Source organism: Limosilactobacillus reuteri (assembly GCF_020785355.1).
Lineage (GTDB): Bacteria > Bacillota > Bacilli > Lactobacillales > Lactobacillaceae > Limosilactobacillus > Limosilactobacillus reuteri_I.
Genome location: NZ_JAJGVH010000045.1, coordinates 1 through 17,738 on the forward strand (window position 1 = coordinate 1; position 17,738 = coordinate 17,738).

Sequence of the window (17,738 nt, forward strand, 5' to 3'; positions counted from 1 at the left end):
GCTGGTACTACTGGGTTGTATGGTACCGGTGTGTCCTTGCCTGGGTCTGTTGGCGTAACTGTTGGAACACTTGGAGTGTAACCAGGAATTGTTGGTACTGGTTCGTCTGGCGTTACCTTGGTTGGATCCGTTGGATCAGTTGGGTATTGTGGTGTTGGGGCATCTGGAATTGGAGTCTTTCCATCTGGACCAACTGGAATAATCTTACCGTTTGGCGTGTAAGTTACTGTTACTTCAATATCATTTTGAGTTACGGCAGTTGCGTTAACTTGACGCTTATCTGCATGGTAACCTTCAACAACTGGAGTGTCTACTTGATCGTAAACTGACTTTTCACCTTTAGCAATTGACCAGTCAGTAGTATATTGTCCGTCCGCAATAACATTACCAGTTACAGCATCAACAGTAACAGTTCTCGTCCACTTAGAGGTTTGAACGTTATCAGCAGGAGTCTTGTCACCAGCACCTACATAGTGAACAGTTTCCTTAACATTCTTGGCTACCTCACTTGGATCTACACCATGCTTATCTGGAGTATCTGGTCCAACCGGAATTCGACCATGACGGAATGTTACCTTGAAGATTTGTTCGTTACCATCAACATTGTCAAATACTGGATTATCGCTAAAGCCATCGTTTACAAGGACATAACCTTGCTTTTCGTAGTCAGCAATTGAATCAGCAGTTGAGTAATTAATGGTTTCTCCAGCTTTTCCAGTTAAAGTACTAGATTCAGACATTACTCGATTATTCTCATCAAGATCAATGTATTGAACCTTAGCTTTTTCTTCAACATTCTTGGTGTAAACAACTGGGGTATCCTTCGTTGGATCTGGAGGAGTGACAGTATTTACACTTGGTGTGTAACCAGGAATTGTTGGAGTTGGTTCATCTGGTGTTACCTTAGTTGGATCTATTGGATCGTTAGTGTAAGGAACATTTGGAACATTTTGTCCTGGATTTGATGGATCTGGAATTGGATTGCCATTTGGATCTTGTGGGACAATGCTTCCAACCTTCTTGTAAACAACTGTGTAAGTACGGTTACGACGGGCTTCAGTTGCTTCTGGAGTAGTAGTAAAGCCACCAGCAACAACCTTACCGTTATCATCACGAGTGTAGCCCTTAACGGCTACGTAGCCATCGATTACTGGGACATCTTCAGCATCAAAGTCATGGCTAGTTGCATTCCATGACCCTTTACTAATTAAGACATTGGTATCCCGATTAACAGTATCGCCAGAGTATGTGAATTTGAAAGGTTGGCTCTTAGCTGAAATAAGTTCATTACCTTCTTCATCAACATACTTCACAGTTTGTGATGCATTAAGAGATTGTTTATTTTCAACTTTGGTATATGGAAGATAAGTTACAGTAACTTCAATATTTGCGCTGTCCTTGGTAATTTTATAAGGTTCAGGGTCAACATTTATACCATCTTCATAATCATCAGGCGAAACATGGTCTACATAATATCCTGTTTCTTCAGGTGAATTAACATATTTAAACCAACTGTCCCCTGGCGTCCAAGTAATAGTAGGCGTTGCAGTATTATCCTTGTCAACAATCCATTGACCATTAGCATCTTGCTTAGCGTTAACTAATTCACCGGTTACCTTGTTAACATAAGCAAGTCCATTGAAAGTAATAGTTTGCTTAGCGTTGGCAGGAATCTTTCCGGTAAATTCAGTCCCATCAGCATTTACATAATTTACTGTTAAAGTAACTTCTTTCTTCAATGCATTTGGCCGCGCATTTTCTGGAGTGTTTTTAGGTACATCTGGAGTTGGCGTATCTGGTGTAACTGGTTGTACACCTTGGGCAAAGTGAATCTCAAAGTTTTGGACCTGGTTATCATCTGTAAACTTAGCCCCATCAGCTGGGTAGTTGTTGCTTACTAAAACGTAACCTTCTTTTTCATAGTCGCCAATCGTCTTAGTTTTTCTTGGCTCATCTTGACCAATTTCAGAATTACCACTGAACTCCTTGCTAGTTGGTCGATAAAGGCTGTTAGTTCCAATTCTACCGTTGATGTCATCAACATGAAGAATTTGTCCCGTAGTGTCATCAATGTAGGTAATCGTTGCCCTTTGCGTCCAGTAAACGTAATTAACTAGTGAAGGGAAAGTAACTGGGTTTGAAGCAGTAAGCGTTCTCCCAGTATCATACTTACCCCACGTATTAGTTTCATATGGCAAGATGGTATAGTTGTATGTCTTTTGTAAATTACTATAATCGCCATCTTTAGGCACATTGTTATTAGCATTACCATTGCCCGTTGCATTGTGTTCGGCTGGATTAGTATAAAGAAAACGTACTTCTTGGAAAACAATTTGCCCAGCTAAACCAGCCTTTTCACGATTTCCTTCATCAACTTGGTTTAGGGTCATTTGAGTTGGATCAAGAATGGTGTAGTGGTTTGGATTAGTGACAAAATCATAATCAGCCGGTGGTAAATCAGCTGCTACCCGCCCCTGGTCAAGCTTACTGTCTGGAGAGTAAGCACCAGCGGCCTTAGCATAAGTAAACCAAGCTCGATATTCAACTGTTCCTTTATCATCAATAATTGTAGATTGAGAGTAGGAAGTTCCACGAGTAGTTACACGGGTCCCTCTTATTACATCTCCCTTATGATAAGGAGTTCCTACAACTAAGGTCCCATTCTTTTGGCTTGTTGGAATATCGAGGTCATAGTCTCCCGCAACATAATTAGGAGTAGCACGAACATCGTAGCCTTCCTTATCTACTGGTCTCGTAGTATAGCTACTACCCTGCCATCCATATTGAACATAGTCATCACGCAATTTCTTACCACTTTCATCGCGGTAAGTAGTAGTCTCTGCAACCCATTCAGGAATTGCTATAACCTGCGAAACTGAGCCACCTTTATCGACTTGGTCATCAAAAGTACTATATACTGGCGTAAACCAATTGCCATCATCGACCAGTTTTTGTAAAGTAAATTGCTTTCCGCCAGTAGATGTATTAGCGACAACAATTTCAGCATAATCATCAACTTTATATGAAGTACCACCATTCACATCGGTTGGAATAGTAATAGTTGTAGCAACTGTATTGTCACTGTTAAACTTCATGAAGTAAAACTTGGTTGGGAGGCCAGTACCATTAACATCCGCTTCACTAACCGAATAGGCGTACCGGTTACCTACACCATTTTTACTTCCGCCAGTCACTATATAACTATTAACAGTTTGGTGGGCAGGATTAGGATCTAATGGCACATTATTTGCATTGTAACTCTTAGCATACTTAGCAGTCGCATCTGTTACACTGTACCCCTTATTTGGAGCTGGTTGTTCTGCTTGCGTAGCACCACTAGGAGTAGTACTAGCAGCCAAAATCAAACTACTGCTTAAAGCACGATTACTTATGGTTGCACTAGCAGCCTGTGAGTTGTCGTGTGATAAGACGTTTGAGTCACTTTTAGTTGCTTCAGAAGAAACATTAGTAGCCGCACTGACAACATTAGTTTCCACTGCTTCAGATTTTGAACTAGAAGCAGGTGTAGATGTTGTCGCACTAGCAATATTTGATGCAGTTGATTGAGCCGCAGTACTTGCTTGAGCACTGTTCGTAGCTTGGCTAGTTGAAGCTGTTAACGGAACTACTTGCTCCATTGTCGTATTTTGAGCACTATTAACAGTTGTATCCTCTGCATTATCATCTGAGGCATGCGCAGTTTGTACGGTTTGGGTTCCCATAATAAAAGAACCAAGTAGTACTGAAGCTACCCCTACTGAGAGCTTCTTAATCGTAAAACGATCCTGCTTCTCCTCCATTTTTCGCTTAAGCTCGCGATTATTATTTTTGGATAACATAAAATTCTCCTCCATACTTAAACTTGAATACTTTAATTAAGTAACTATTTCTTCTTATAATAAGACTTATATGGTTATCCATCTTATTTATATTAATTTTAAATTAAATAATGATAAATGTAAATTTAAGAAAATTATTTAAAATCGGTCTTTTTTTAATTTTTAAAGCGTTTTCTATTGGTTTTACTTAATTTTTTAAACGCTTTACACCATATTTTTAAAGTATTAGCTTTAGAGAAGGAAAATAACAAACAGGTTAAAGTAATCGATTTATAAATCTAATTATCGTCTCATTTAAATATGAGTTATATACGCCGAATTTAAGAAAGAATTTCTGTATGTATATAAAAAAGGCCGAGGAAAATAAAAAATTTTCTCCGACCTCTATTTAAGGATATTTAAATTTATTTACGATTAAACAGGGTATCAATTGATTGGTTATTGTGGATACGAACAATTGCTTCTTTCAATAAATCGTCCACTGATAATTGAACCAACTTAGGGAATTCTTTCTCTTTTGGCAATTGAATTGTATCTGTCACAATCATTTTTTCAAGCGGTGAATTTTGTAACGTATTTACCGCATCAGCTGATAATACTGCATGCGTAGCAATTCCGTAAACTTTAGCGGCACCAAAGTTCTTTAATGCTTGTGCAGATAAGTTCATCCGTACTCCTGTATCTACAATATCATCAACAATAATCGCAGTCTTTCCCTTTACATCCCCGATTACATATTCAGGAACTTCTTGTTCAGTCCGTTCCCGAACTTCATCGTTACGATTGTCAATAATCGCAATGGAAGCTTTAATTCGTTCAGCATATTTCCGCGCTAAATTAACGCCAGCATGATCAGGGGCAACTACTACGATGTCATCACCCAAGTTTTGTTCCTCAATATACTTAGTAAAAAGACTGGTTGCTTGAAGATGATCAACAGGAATATCAAAGAAACCTTGAACTTGAGGAGCATGTAGGTCAATCGTTACTAGTCGACTAATTTGATCCATTTCAAGAAGGTTGGCGATCAATTTAGCTGTAATTGGTTCACGGCTTCGTGCTTTTCGATCTTGACGTGCATACCCATAGTAAGGCATTACAACATTAATTTTAGCCGCACTCGCCCGCCGCAAAGCATCAACCATAATCAATAGTTCCATCAAGTTAGTGTTAACTGGATCAGAAACTGACTGAATGACATAAACCTCACAGCCACGAATACTTTCGTCAATTGTAATTTTAATTTCACCATCAGCAAAATGACTAATGGAAGCTTTACTCAACGGAATCCCCACGCGTTGAGCAATTTGTTCAGCTAGTTTTGGATTTGAATTTAGTGAAAATAAACGCACATTATTGGCATTTTTTATCTGGGTCATTTTTATACTCCTTTAAAGTTCGACAATAATCATAACTATTATGACAACAAATTACTGTTCAAGCAAGTATTATTTGACTTGATGCAAACTTTGTAAGCTAATATTTTCCATTCCGATTAATGGATCAATTGTATCTGAATTAATGAGATCAGCTGTTAGAATATATTGCTGAGCATCATTATTTATTAATTGTTCAGTTTGTTTTTGAACTGGTTGCGGACTAGCAAGTTCTTTTGTTAACGAATCTGTTTGATGATCTAATTTTGATTTTAATTCACCATGCCTACTCCAAACCTTACCGAGGCGATCAACCAAAGAAGTTTTTCGATTAACTGCTTCATTTTTTACACTAGTCACAGCCGCATATGGCTCGCCGATCAAGACTAACTTTTCCGCGGCACGGGTAATTGCTGTATATAAAAGGTTTCGTTGAAGCATTCGGCTAAACTGCTGAACAATCGGTAAAAGAACCATCTTAAACTGACTTCCCTGTGCTTTATGGATTGAAATACAATAGGCTAACCGTAATTGATTCCATTCCATGCGGCTATAACTCACTTCATTACCATCAAAATCGACAGTAATTGATTCGTTTTTCTTGCCAACTGTCCTCCCGCTTTCAATTGCTGTAATTTTTCCAATATCACCGTTAAAAATATTCTTTTCTGGAACATTAACGAGTTGCAGGACCTTATCTCCAACACGAAAAGTTAGTCCTCTAAAATCGATTTCTTGTTTTCCATTAGCTGGAGGATTATACGCCTGTTGTGCAAGTTCATTTAAACGGTCAACCCCTGCCTGTCCCCGGTACATCGGTGCCAAGATTTGAATATCATTTGCGGAATAATCTCGTTTTTTAGAAAGGTCAATAATTTGTTGAACCACACTTGGCACTTGGTTAGCATGGCATGAAATAAAGGACCGATCTGGCATTTTATTCGTTAGATCTGGTGGCAGCTTACCCTCTTTGATAGCATGCGCTAATGGAATGATTGTTGAATCAGCAGCCTGACGGTGAATATTGGTTAGTTCAACTTTGGGCAGTTCTGCAAAATCAAGAAGATCATGAAAGACTTGTCCAGGACCGACAGATGGTAATTGATCCTTATCACCTACCAAAACTACATGCATAGAAGTAGGAACGGCTTGAATAAGAGTCTTAAACAAGAGGGTATCAACCATCGACATTTCATCAATAATCAATAAAGAGCCTTCTAAATCACGAGCATTCATATCAGTTGGCATTTCTCGACCGTTAAGCCCGAGCAAGCGGTGGATTGTACTTGCTGGCAAATCTGTAGCTTCACTCATTCGTTTAGCAGCGCGGCCTGTAGGAGCAGCTAGCAAAACAGGAAAAGACTTTTCCTTATATTCATTTACGTCCAATGAAAGATCATGAATTTTCGCATAACTAGCTACAATCCCCTTAATAATTGTTGTTTTTCCCGTTCCTGGACCTCCCGTAAGAAGCATGACTTTACTATTTAAAGCAGTTTTGATGGCCTCTTTTTGAACTTGGTCATAGGTTATCCCTGATTGATCGGCAACCTTTGTAACTGTTTTTTCAATAGTCGTCGCTGGTAATTTTTCCCGGTCAACAGTAAGAAGACGGTGTAAATGGTCAGCAATTTGCCATTCCGCGTTATAAAGGGCAGTTGGATAAATTTTTTCATCAGCGTAACTAATTTCTTGATTTTTCTCCAACTCAACAATTTGGTTGGCAATTAAATCTGTAGAAACACGGCCACCACTTCCTTGCGCAAGCAACTGGATAGTTTGCTGCAGAAGAGGTTTTGTTGTAGTAAATGTATCACCGGTTTCCATTGTCAAGTCATCAAGCGTCTGGATAATTGCTGCATCAATCCGGCGTGAATCATCCGTGGCAATTCCCAATTTTTGTGCCACTTGATCAGCACGATTAAAACTAATTCCATCTATTTCAGCGGCGAGTTGATAGGGGTTTTCATTAATAATATGTAGAGTTTCTTCCCCGTACTTGTCAAAAATTGCACTACTAAGGTTAGCACCAAAACCGAGATCATTTAGGCCGATAATAATCTGGTCCATCCCCTGGTTTGCCCGCAAATTATCAACTAATGAATCCTTAACTGCTTTGCGGAGCTTTAATTCATCTAAAACATGAGGGTCAGCAATAATTTTATTAATCGCATCCGTTCCTAATTTATCGACAATTTTTTCAGCCGTCTTTTTTCCAATTCCGGTAAACTGTTTTCCAGACAAGAAATCAATTAACCCATCCTTGCTTGTGGGCCGGTTGACATGGTAAGAAGTCGCTTGAAACTGTTGCCCATATCGCGGATGCTCAACAATTTTTCCCTCAAAGCGGTAAGTCTGATCATCACTAAGATCACCAAAACTTCCCGTTACAGTAATCTCCGGCTCGTGCCAATCAAAATTTGCTTCTTCAACCGAGACAATTAAAACCTTAAAAAACGAATCTGGACTAGTAAAAATCTCAGATTGTACCTGACCAATAAAAAAAGACGGCTCCGTTGGCGTCTTAAATAGGTCGATTTCTTCAGCCATAGAAGTCATCCTTTCATGTTGCTAATCTTTCTTTTGCGTTGCCTGAAGCGTTTTTTCAATATCATTAAGTCGTTGCTCACTCTTATGGTAGTAATTAGGATCTAACTGCTTAGCTTGCGCAAGGTAGTCTTTGTATGGCTCACCAAGAACCATCGCCACAATTCCGCGATTAAATTGTGTATCAGCACGTCCTGGATGATACTTTAGAATTGCATCATAGTAAGCTTTAGCCTGTTTAAATTCACCTAATGCTAATAATGAGTCACCGATTACCTGATTAATTTCAGGATCGTCTGGACGTAATTCAAGGGCAGTTAATCCATAAGCAACGGCTTGCTTGTATTGTCCTTTTTTCATATAGCTTTGGGCTAACATAAGATAAGAATCAGCTTTGAGTTTGGGGTCATCAATCTTATTGTAAAGCTTAATTGCTTCATTAACTTTGCCAATCTCATAGTAAAGGTTACCAAGACCATAGTTTAAGAGGTTCATAGCATCCTTGTCACCCTTTGCCTCAAAAATCCCCAAAGCCTTCATAAAGAGTTCTTCTGCTTGTTGATAGTCATTTAACCGGGTTAGCAAAGAACCTAAATCATAATAATTATTTACTTTATCTGGATGCTCATCAATTGCTTCAACTAGTTTATGAACTAATTTTTCTGTTTCCTTTTTCTTAGGATCACGAAAATCTTTTTTCTCTGTCATTAATATCACCTCTTAAATCGTATCAGTCGGATCAACCTTGCTCTTGTGAAGGTAAGATGTATCATTCCACTTTTCAAGTTCAAAATGACGACCATCATTAGTAGTAAGAATCGTCGTTGATGTATTGCTTAGTCCACCACGATCTTTCAAGTGAGCAAGAGGTGTTCCAATCAATGCATTAATGGCAGCATTCAAGGCAGCTCCGTGGGAAATCACGAGAATATTACCATTAGGATACTGGCGACAATACTCTTCAATTGCTGCACGGAAACGAGCGATTACTTCTAGAAAACTTTCTCCTTCTACTAATGATTCATCATATTTATCAGGATGATGACGAAAGTTTTTTAAGACTTCAGGCCATTTTGCCGCAACATCTTCAAAATGCATTCCTTCCATTTTGCCTAAATTAAATTCTTTTAACCGGCTATCAATTGTTAATGGGATTTCTGGATTCAAATGGTTCAATAATGCCTGAGCTGTTACGCGTGCACGCTTTAAAGGACTAGTATAAGCATGTACAAACGGAATCCTTTGTAAAGAACTTGCTAATAATTCAATTTCTCGATAACTATCCTTTAGTAACGGTGAATCGCCATTGGCACCTTGATAACGGGATTCTAAATTCCATTGCGTTTTTCCGTGCCGGATTAAATAAACTTTTGTCATCTCTGTCGTTACCCCTTTTATTTACTATCTTACCAGAGTTTGCGGCAATTGTTTATCACAGAGTTATTACTTTATGTATATTTAAGAAGGCAAAAGTGAAATTACCCCTGCCTTCTCTTTAAGGTCTAAAAATATGAATTAAACGTATTGAAGCTGCCGGTCATGACTGTAAGCACGATCAATAATCGCACTCCCAAGGCATTCCTCTCCATCGTAAAAGACAACTGCTTGACCTGGAGTGATGGCCCGTGCAGGATCATCAAATTCAACTGTTACCATTTGATCATCATCTGACAAATGAACAGTAACGCCAACATCTGTCTGACGGTAGCGGAACTTGGCCGTACAATGAAAATCACGCCCATAACGACTTACAACATCATCAACCCAGTGGATATCACTCGCTTCAAGATGAGTAGCATAAAGATGGCTGTTTTCGTATCCTTGACCAACATAAAGAACGTTCTTCTTCATATCCTTGCCGATTACAAACCATGGCTCATTACTTTCCTTATTACCACCAAGGCCAAGCCCACGACGCTGACCGATGGTGTAATACATTAAGCCCATATGCTGACCAACAACTTTGCCATCAAAGGTTTCCATATTTCCTGGTTGTGCTGGAATATATTGACTCAAGAATTCACGAAAATGACCATCCTCACCGATAAAGCAAATCCCAACAGAATCCTTCTTATCAGCAGTAGCAAGCCCTGCTTCTTCAGCAATCTTTCTAATTTCTGGCTTAGTGTAGCCAGCTAATGGAAACATTACCTTATCCAACTGCTTGTAATCAAGTTGACTTAAGAAGTAAGTTTGATCCTTGTGTTGGTCTTTAGCACGCATCAAGTGCATCCGGCCGTTCTCATCACGCCTTACATCAGCATAGTGTCCAGTAGCAACGTAATCAGCACCTAATTGGTTAGCATATTCAATAAAAGCCTTGAACTTGATCTCTTTATTACAAATAACATCAGGATTTGGTGTACGACCTTTCTTGTACTCAGCAATGAAATACTTGAAAACCCGATCCCAGTATTCCTTCTCAAAGTTAACAGAATAGTATGGAATCCCAATCTTAGAAGCAACTTTTGCTACATCTTTGTAGTCTTCAGTGGCAGTACAAACACCATTTTCATCTGTGTCATCCCAGTTTTTCATGAAGACACCAACAACATCGTATCCTTGTCGTTTTAAGAGAAGAGCCGTCACTGAAGAGTCGACTCCTCCACTCATTCCTACTACCACACGTGTATGACTATTATCAGCCATTAATTATCACCATCATTTCGTATAGATTCTGGAATAATCTACGATTGAAGGTCGCATGCATCCAGTGTTAACCATTGTACCAGAGTATTTCAATCCCTGCACAGTTTTTATTTAGTGAATATTTGCCGGGCAACCATTTCATCTAAAATATAGTGATATTGTTGAATAAATTCAGCTGCGCGTTGGTGATTAAAAATATTAATTTTTCTTAAACCATTTCCCGAAAGAGTCTCCATTTTAAAACCGTCTAAATCACTGTTAATTAAAATCCGAAGACGGGCAACAGGTTTAAATGGATTATCAGTATCAAGACTTCCTAAATATTCAAAGTTTCCCCGGTTCGTCTGTTCAAATCCTAAATCAAGCAAAGCATATTTTTTTATCTCTGGGCTAATTGTGTATTTATCCTTATCACCAGAAATTTGTACTGTTTTTGTAAATTCCATTTTAATTATCCCCATTAATTTTCTTTAGGTTTTCAACGGTTTTAATAATCGTAGCAATTAACTGATCAATATCTTCTTCCGTATTTAACCCGCCAAAACTAATTCGAATTGATTCACTAATTCGAGGGCTATCAGCGCCGAACATCGCTGTTAAAACGTGAGAAGGCTCAATACTACCCGCTGTACATGCAGAACCACCAGAGACTGCGATGCCTGCAAGGTCTAAATCTGTCTGGATAACATAAGTTGAAATTCCTTTAAACCATAAGTTAAGCACGTGGGTTTTGTTGATTTGTCCATTAATTTCAAAATCAACATTATTTTTCTTAAGCGCCTTAACGATCTTTTGCTTAAAGGCATAATAACGATCACGCCGTTCTTCTTTTACTTCCGGCGTGTTTAATTCTACCGCTTTAGCAAAACCGGCAATTCCAGGTACATTTTCAGTCCCTGCACGGCGTTTAGTTTCTTGGTCCCCACCCTTAATAAAGCTTGGAAAACTAATGCCATCACGACGATATAAAAATCCCATCATCTTTGGACCATTAATCTTATGGGCCGATGTTGAAAGCATATCAATGTGGTCAGCTTTAACATCAATTGGCAACAGTCCATATGCTTGAACTGCATCTGTATGGAACCATGCTTGATGGTCTTTCAAAATTTCCCCAATCTCATGGATAGGCATTTGACTACCCACTTCATTGTTTTCCATCATAATGGTTACTAAAATCGTATCATCACGAAGAGCGGCCTTAAAATCATCAATTGAGATATTACCATTTTCATCAACTGGTAAATAGGTTACCTCAAAGCCATGTTCTTCTAGAAAATGGAGGGGTTTTAAGACTGCCTCATGCTCAATGGCAGTTGTAATAATATGCTTACCAAGATTCTGTCGTTTAAAAGCAGTTTGGATAATAGCAGTATTATCACTTTCAGTCCCCCCACTGGTAAAGATAATCTCATTATCATCAGCATTAATGCTTTGGGCAAGAATGTGACGACTATCTTCCATTACAAGTTTGGCATGACGCCCATAAGAGTAACCAGTTGAAGCATTTCCCCATGATTCTTGCATTTGTTTAGTCACTTCCGCAATTACTTCTGGGGTCATTGGGGTTGTTGCTGCATTATCCAAATAAATCTCACTCACGAGTTTTTCATCCTTCCATTTACTTATCTAAATCTGCAAAGAGCTGAAGAAGCATATTTGCAGAGCGTTTTCCAGCATCAATAATAAAGTCGTCAAAACTAACGCCGGCATCTTCATCACCTGTATCAGACATTGCCCGAACTACAACATACGGAATTTGGTGGTCAGTGGCAACTTGTCCAACCGCTGCCCCTTCCATTTCACTAGAAAGTGCATCAGGGAAATTATTCAAAATCTCTTTAATTGCTTCTGAACTTGCAATAAATTGATCACCAGAAACAATTAATCCTCGTTTTACATTTAAGCCAGTCTTTTCACCGGCTTTTTCTAAGGCTTGTCCCCATTGGTCAGAAGCCTTAAAGCGTGGTTCTTTTCCTGGGAGTTGGCCATAACGGTAATTAAATGCAGTTGCATCAACATCATGGTAGGCCGTTTCAGTTGAAATTACAATATCACCAACATGTAACCCTTCACCAATTCCACCAGCTGATCCAGAATTAATCACAACATCTGCCCCACAATCGGTGATTAAATGTTCAGTAGTAATCCCAGCTTCCACTTTACCAATTCCAGATTCTACTAATACAACGTCTTGATTATTGATTTTACCGAAAAGGTAGGATTTACCCCCGATCTTCTTCTCTTGTTTATCGGATAACTTTGCAGTTAATTCTTTAATTTCTTCAGGCATTGCACAAATAATTCCAAATCGCATATTTTTCTCCTTTTTCTATCCAACATAAAATAGTATTAAGTAAACAATAATAATTGCCACAATCAAAGCAATGATTGCAATATTTAAGCGGCGTTTCAAGCGCGCCGTTTTTTCTGCCACTGTTTCGTCATGACGTTGACTAGCAACTGCTTCGCGACTATAAGGTTGATCAGTTGTATTTTCTGTTGCTTCATTAATAGACTGCTGTTCAGTCTGACGTTGCTGTTGACGATATTGGCTACGTGACATACGTGATTGTTGCTCATCTTGTTGTTTATTATCCACGGTTGTTCATTCCTTGCCAGTAATAGATTGCCATGATTGTCTTAGCATCTTCAATTTCGCCTTGATCAATCATTTCAAGCGCTTGTGGTAAAGTTACTTCTTTTAACATCAATTGTTCATCTTGATCTTGCGGCAGCTCGTTGCTAACCCGTTTTAATCCCGTGGCCAAATAAAGGGTCATGTATTCATCCATACAACCAACAGAAGTATAAAATGAAGAAATCTTTTTTAAACTTGTTGCTTCATACCTTGTTTCTTCATTTAATTCACGTTTAGCCGCATGAAGAGCATTATCATCATCCCGTTGATCAAGCTTCCCCGCAGGAATTTCAAGGGTTGTTTTTGCAATTGGTGCGCGCCACTGTTTTTCAAGAATCATTTTATTATCAGCCGTCAAAGCCAAAATCGCAATTGCTGGTGCGTGGTGGACGATTTCTCGTTGTGTTTTATTACCATGTGGGGTGATAACTTGCTGTACTTCAACATCGATTAAATGGCCGTGAAAAACTGTTTTACTACTTATTGGTTGCTCTTCAAATTCCATTAGAACCCATCCTTATCTTAAAACACGAACATGTGCTGCTTGCGGTCCCTTATGTCCTTGAACAATTACTAATGAGACCTCTTCATCAGGGTGAAGGATGCGACGACGCGTTCCTTCAATTCCACTATAATGAACAAAAATTTCTCCTTCGTGAGGAACTGTAATAAAGCCCCATCCTTTTTGTTCGTCAAAACTTTTTACTTTTCCTTTGAGCATTTTTTACCAACTCCATAATAAAATACCAAGCAACAAGTGTCACTTGGTATTTTACACCGCTTAAAAATAATTGTCATTTACTGGATAACGAAAACCAGTTTTTTTAGAGATTATTATTCTTCTAAACCATCTTCTGCTGTTTCAGGGAAGTTTTCCCGAACAATAGCAGCACAGCGAGCACATAATTCAGGATATGCTGGATCACTGCCAACGTCTTCCTTGACCATACGACAGCGAGCACAAGTTTCACCATTAGCGGTAGTAACCTTAACTGCTACCCCATCGTTGTATTGGTCAGCATCAGCAGGCGCTTCATCAGCTGGATGTACATGAAGAGCAGAAACCCCTAGCAATAATTGAATGTTTTCATTAAGACTATCAAGTAATTGCTTTTGGTCATCGGTTAAGTAAAGATCAACTTGAGCTTCAAGAGATTTACCGATTAGCTTAGCATTCCGTGCCTCTTCAAGACTCTTCAGGACATGTGAACGTACTTCCATAAAGTCATCCCACTTGCTCAATAGCTCTTCTTCACCAGCGAATGTCCGTGGATCTGGAATTTCAGTTAATTGAACAAAATCTTCCGGTTCATTCATGTAGCTCCATACTTCTTCTGTAGTGTGAGGAAGAATTGGTGTAAGAAGCTTAACAAGTGTCAAAAGGATGTCATAGAAGACAGTTTGCATTGACCGCCGAACTTCTGAATTTTCAGCCTCAATATAGAGCACATCTTTAGCAATGTTCATGTAGAAAGCTGAAAGATCGTTGTTTACAAAATTGATCAATACCTTATAAGCATCAAGGAAGTCGTAGTTATCAAAATCTTCCCGCATTGTCTTCAAGAAGTGGTTAAGTTTAACCAACATGTACTTGTCTACCGATTGTAACTTCTCATAAGAAACGGTATTTTCTTCAGGATTGAAGTCACTAGTATTAGCAAGTAAGAAGCGGAACGTATTTCTCAACTTACGATATGCTTCGGAAATCTGTTGGAATGTTCCCATCGATACACGAACATCAGCTGAAGTATCAGCACTCATTACCCATAACCGGATAATTTCCGCACCCATTTGTTGGACAACCTTATTTGGATCGATAACGTTACCTTGAGATTTACTCATCTTGTTACCGCGCTTATCAAGTGTGAACCCTTGAGAAACGATTTCCTTATATGGCGCATGGCCTGAACATACAACACTGGTAATCAAACTAGAGTTAAACCAACCACGATATTGGTCAGATCCTTCAAGGTAAAGGTCCGCTGGGTATGTTAAATAATCACGTTCAGCTAATACCCCTTGGTGTGATGAACCAGAATCAAACCATACGTCCATAATGTCAGTTTCCTTAGTGAACTTACCATTAGGAGAATGTTCATTAGTGTATCCTTCTGGCAAAAGATCTTTTGCTTCACGTTCAAACCAAACATTAGAACCATACTTAGCAAATAATTCTGCTACATGGTTGATTGTTTCTTCTTCCATGATTGGTGTGCCATCTTCAGCATAGAAGATTGGTAAAGGTACACCCCAAACACGTTGACGAGAAATTACCCAATCACCACGGTCTTTGATCATATTGCGAAGACGAACCTTTCCCCATTCTGGGTGGTACTTAACGTCTTCTAAGGCATCTAAAATATTTTGGCGCATCTTTTCAATTGATACAAACCATTGATCAGTTGCCCGGAAGATGATTGGTTGCTTTGTCCGCCAATCGAATGGGTAACTGTGTTGTAATGGCTCTTGAAGAAGTAAAGCATTGTTTTCTTCTAGCTTTTGAAGAGATACATCATCAGCATCTTGGTAGAATACCCCTTCAAAGCCTTCACCGTTTTCCTTAGTTAAAACACCTTGATCATTGATTGGGGCAAAAATTGGCAAGTCATACTTTTTACCAAAGTTGTAATCATCATCCCCATATCCAGGAGCAGTGTGAACAAGGCCAGTACCAGCATCAGCAGTAACATAATCTGCTAAACCAACAAGAAGATCACGATCAAGGTATGGGTGTTGAGTAGTCATCCCTTCAAGTTCTTGACCCATTAAATGATCAACAACTTCATAATCTTCCCAACCAAGTTTTTCTGCTAATTTCTCAAGCAGATCTGTTGCAACAACAAATTTCCGGTCATCATTTGCTGGCTTTACAACAGAGTAATCAAACTTTGGATTAACTGCAACTGCCTCAGAAGCAGGAACAGTCCATGGTGTTGTCGTCCATACAACTAAATATGTGTCATTATCTAAACGGCCTTTGCCATCTTTAATTTGTTCTACAAAGAAGGCTGTTTTAGCAACAACATCATGATATTCAACTTCGGCTTCTGCTAAGGCTGATTCTGAAGACCATGACCAGTAAACTGGCTTCTTAGCTTGGTATAATAGACCTTTCTTAGCAAATTCACCGAACACCCGAATTTGAGCAGCTTCAAATTCTTTATCAAGGGTAAGGTATGGATGATCCCATTCACCACTTACACCTAACCGCTTAAAGTCAGTCCGTTGCTTATCAACTTGCTTAAGGGCATATTCCCGACAAAGATCACGGAATTCAGTTAAGCTCATCTTCTTACGGTCGTAACCGGACTTAGTCAATTGGTGTTCAATTGGCAATCCATGAGTATCCCAACCAGGAACATAAGGTGCCCGGTAGCCAGACATTGACTTATAGCGCACAATAAAATCTTTAGAAATCTTGTTCATCGCGTGGCCAATGTGAATATTACCGTTAGCATATGGAGGCCCATCATGTAAAACAAAAGTAGGCTTTCCTTCATTTAATTTTTGTCGTAGTTCATAAACTTTATTTTCTTCCCATAGCTGTTCCCGTTGTGCCTCAGTTACAGGTAACTTTCCGCGCATTGGAAATTTAGTACGGCCAAGGTTTAACGTATCTTTAACACGCATTGTAACTACCCCTTTCATTAATTCTTGTATTTTAATAATAAAAAAGCTTCCTCCCATTACTGGGACGAAGCTTCTTCGCGGTACCACCCGGATTTAAAACTCTAAGATTAAAGTTTCCTCATGTCATTAGATAACGATAATGAACCGCCTCATCCTAACTAACTCAAATGAGGTACTCCGAGATGATCAGGAATAGTTAAACATTATCAACCTCTCACCAATTGTTGACTCGCTTTAATGTTATGGTAATTATTCCAATTCTCTTCAACGATTTTATTAAAATACGATCCTAGTGATTTACTTGTTATTATCAGGGAAGACGACAACAGTTTCAGGTGCATCTGATCCTTTGTCATCGTTAACAGCTGTTGGTTGTGCAGGTGCACTCTCTTCTGGTTGTTCAGCAGAAGCAACTGGCTGTTCTGATTCAACAGGTTGTTCTTCACTAATAGTTGTTGCAGTTGATTCTACACTGGTTGCTGAACTGCTGTCAAGACGACTACCTAAAATTTTTTCAATTTCGTCATATTTACTCAAGTCATCATTTTCTAAAAGCTTGTCCCATTCATTACTCTTAATGACTTCTAATTGCGATTCAAGCATGACTTGAAGCCGTTGACGGAAGATCCGAGTCTGTTTACGAAGATCATTAGTTTCACTTGTTAACTTCTTAGTAGAATTAGCAGCGTCTTCAATTACTTGGTTTGACTTATCATTAGCTTCCGAAACAATATCAGTTGCTTGCTTTTGCGCTTCACGAATCATAATATCTGCTTCACGCTTAGCATTATTTTTAACCTTATCAGCAGCCTCTTGAGCAACTAAAATTGACTTATTTAAAGAGTCTTTCAAGTCAGCAAAGTACTTAATCTTGCTATCATTAGCCCGTACTTGCTCTTGTAAATTATTATTTTCAGTTATTAATTGTTGGACTGTTTGTGAAACTTCCTGAATAAATTCTTGAACTTCTTCAGGATTATAACCCCGCATCTTAGTATTAAATTGCTTATTGTTAATTTGATCAACCGTCAAACTCATGAGTAAATTCCTCCATTC

14 protein-coding genes and 1 other annotated feature are annotated in these 17,738 nt (G+C 38.8%); all 14 genes read right to left on the reverse strand.

Features of this window, described 5'->3' with window-relative positions; all coding sequences use genetic code 11:
• A partial coding sequence (locus tag LMB56_RS01475) for a mucin-binding protein (RefSeq protein WP_229287853.1) occupies window positions 1-3,839 on the reverse strand: 3,839 nt, incomplete at its 3' end.
• A gap of 404 nt (window positions 3,840-4,243) precedes the next feature.
• The gene (locus tag LMB56_RS01480; RefSeq protein WP_229283326.1) at window positions 4,244-5,218 is read right to left on the reverse strand and encodes a ribose-phosphate diphosphokinase; all 975 of its coding nucleotides are present in this window, start codon (window positions 5,216-5,218) and stop codon (window positions 4,244-4,246) included.
• 69 nt (window positions 5,219-5,287) lie between these two features.
• A complete protein-coding gene (recD2, locus tag LMB56_RS01485; RefSeq protein WP_229283325.1) occupies window positions 5,288-7,765 on the reverse strand; it encodes an SF1B family DNA helicase RecD2 in 2,478 nt (825 codons plus the stop codon).
• Window positions 7,766-7,786: 21 nt separating this feature from the next.
• Window positions 7,787-8,470 (reverse strand): tetratricopeptide repeat protein, encoded by a 684-nt coding sequence (locus tag LMB56_RS01490; protein WP_003666783.1) that lies wholly within the window; start codon window positions 8,468-8,470, stop codon window positions 7,787-7,789.
• Window positions 8,471-8,482: 12 nt separating this feature from the next.
• Entirely contained in the window at window positions 8,483-9,139 is a 657-nt protein-coding gene (locus LMB56_RS01495; RefSeq protein ID WP_229283324.1) for a histidine phosphatase family protein, read from the reverse strand.
• Window positions 9,140-9,277: 138 nt separating this feature from the next.
• Complete coding sequence (gene mnmA / locus LMB56_RS01500) at window positions 9,278-10,411, reverse strand: tRNA 2-thiouridine(34) synthase MnmA (protein WP_229283323.1); 1,134 nt, start codon at window positions 10,409-10,411, stop codon at window positions 9,278-9,280.
• A gap of 107 nt (window positions 10,412-10,518) precedes the next feature.
• Window positions 10,519-10,857 (reverse strand): DUF1831 domain-containing protein, encoded by a 339-nt coding sequence (locus tag LMB56_RS01505; protein ID WP_011953428.1) that lies wholly within the window; start codon window positions 10,855-10,857, stop codon window positions 10,519-10,521.
• 1 nt (window position 10,858) lies between these two features.
• The gene (locus LMB56_RS01510) at window positions 10,859-12,013 is read right to left on the reverse strand and encodes a cysteine desulfurase family protein (RefSeq protein ID WP_229283322.1); all 1,155 of its coding nucleotides are present in this window, start codon (window positions 12,011-12,013) and stop codon (window positions 10,859-10,861) included.
• Between the two features lie 19 nt (window positions 12,014-12,032).
• On the reverse strand, window positions 12,033-12,728 hold the full coding sequence (locus LMB56_RS01515; RefSeq protein ID WP_003668310.1) for a 5'-methylthioadenosine/adenosylhomocysteine nucleosidase: 696 nt from the start codon (window positions 12,726-12,728) through the stop codon (window positions 12,033-12,035).
• Window positions 12,729-12,743: 15 nt separating this feature from the next.
• A complete protein-coding gene (locus LMB56_RS01520) occupies window positions 12,744-13,013 on the reverse strand; it encodes a hypothetical protein (RefSeq protein ID WP_107721633.1) in 270 nt (89 codons plus the stop codon).
• Entirely contained in the window at window positions 13,006-13,557 is a 552-nt protein-coding gene (locus LMB56_RS01525) for an NUDIX hydrolase (protein WP_229283321.1), read from the reverse strand. Before LMB56_RS01525 ends, LMB56_RS01520 begins: the two co-directional genes overlap by 8 nt.
• Window positions 13,558-13,569: 12 nt before the next feature.
• Window positions 13,570-13,773: a cold-shock protein gene (locus LMB56_RS01530; RefSeq protein WP_107721629.1), complete on the reverse strand. Its 204-nt coding sequence runs from the start codon at window positions 13,771-13,773 to the stop codon at window positions 13,570-13,572.
• Window positions 13,774-13,886: 113 nt separating this feature from the next.
• A complete protein-coding gene (gene ileS / locus LMB56_RS01535; protein ID WP_065533671.1) occupies window positions 13,887-16,682 on the reverse strand; it encodes an isoleucine--tRNA ligase in 2,796 nt (931 codons plus the stop codon).
• Window positions 16,683-16,739: 57 nt separating this feature from the next.
• Window positions 16,740-16,959: a binding site (T-box leader), on the reverse strand.
• Between the two features lie 20 nt (window positions 16,960-16,979).
• The gene (locus LMB56_RS01540; protein WP_003666773.1) at window positions 16,980-17,720 is read right to left on the reverse strand and encodes a DivIVA domain-containing protein; all 741 of its coding nucleotides are present in this window, start codon (window positions 17,718-17,720) and stop codon (window positions 16,980-16,982) included.
• Window positions 17,721-17,738 lie beyond the last annotated feature (18 nt).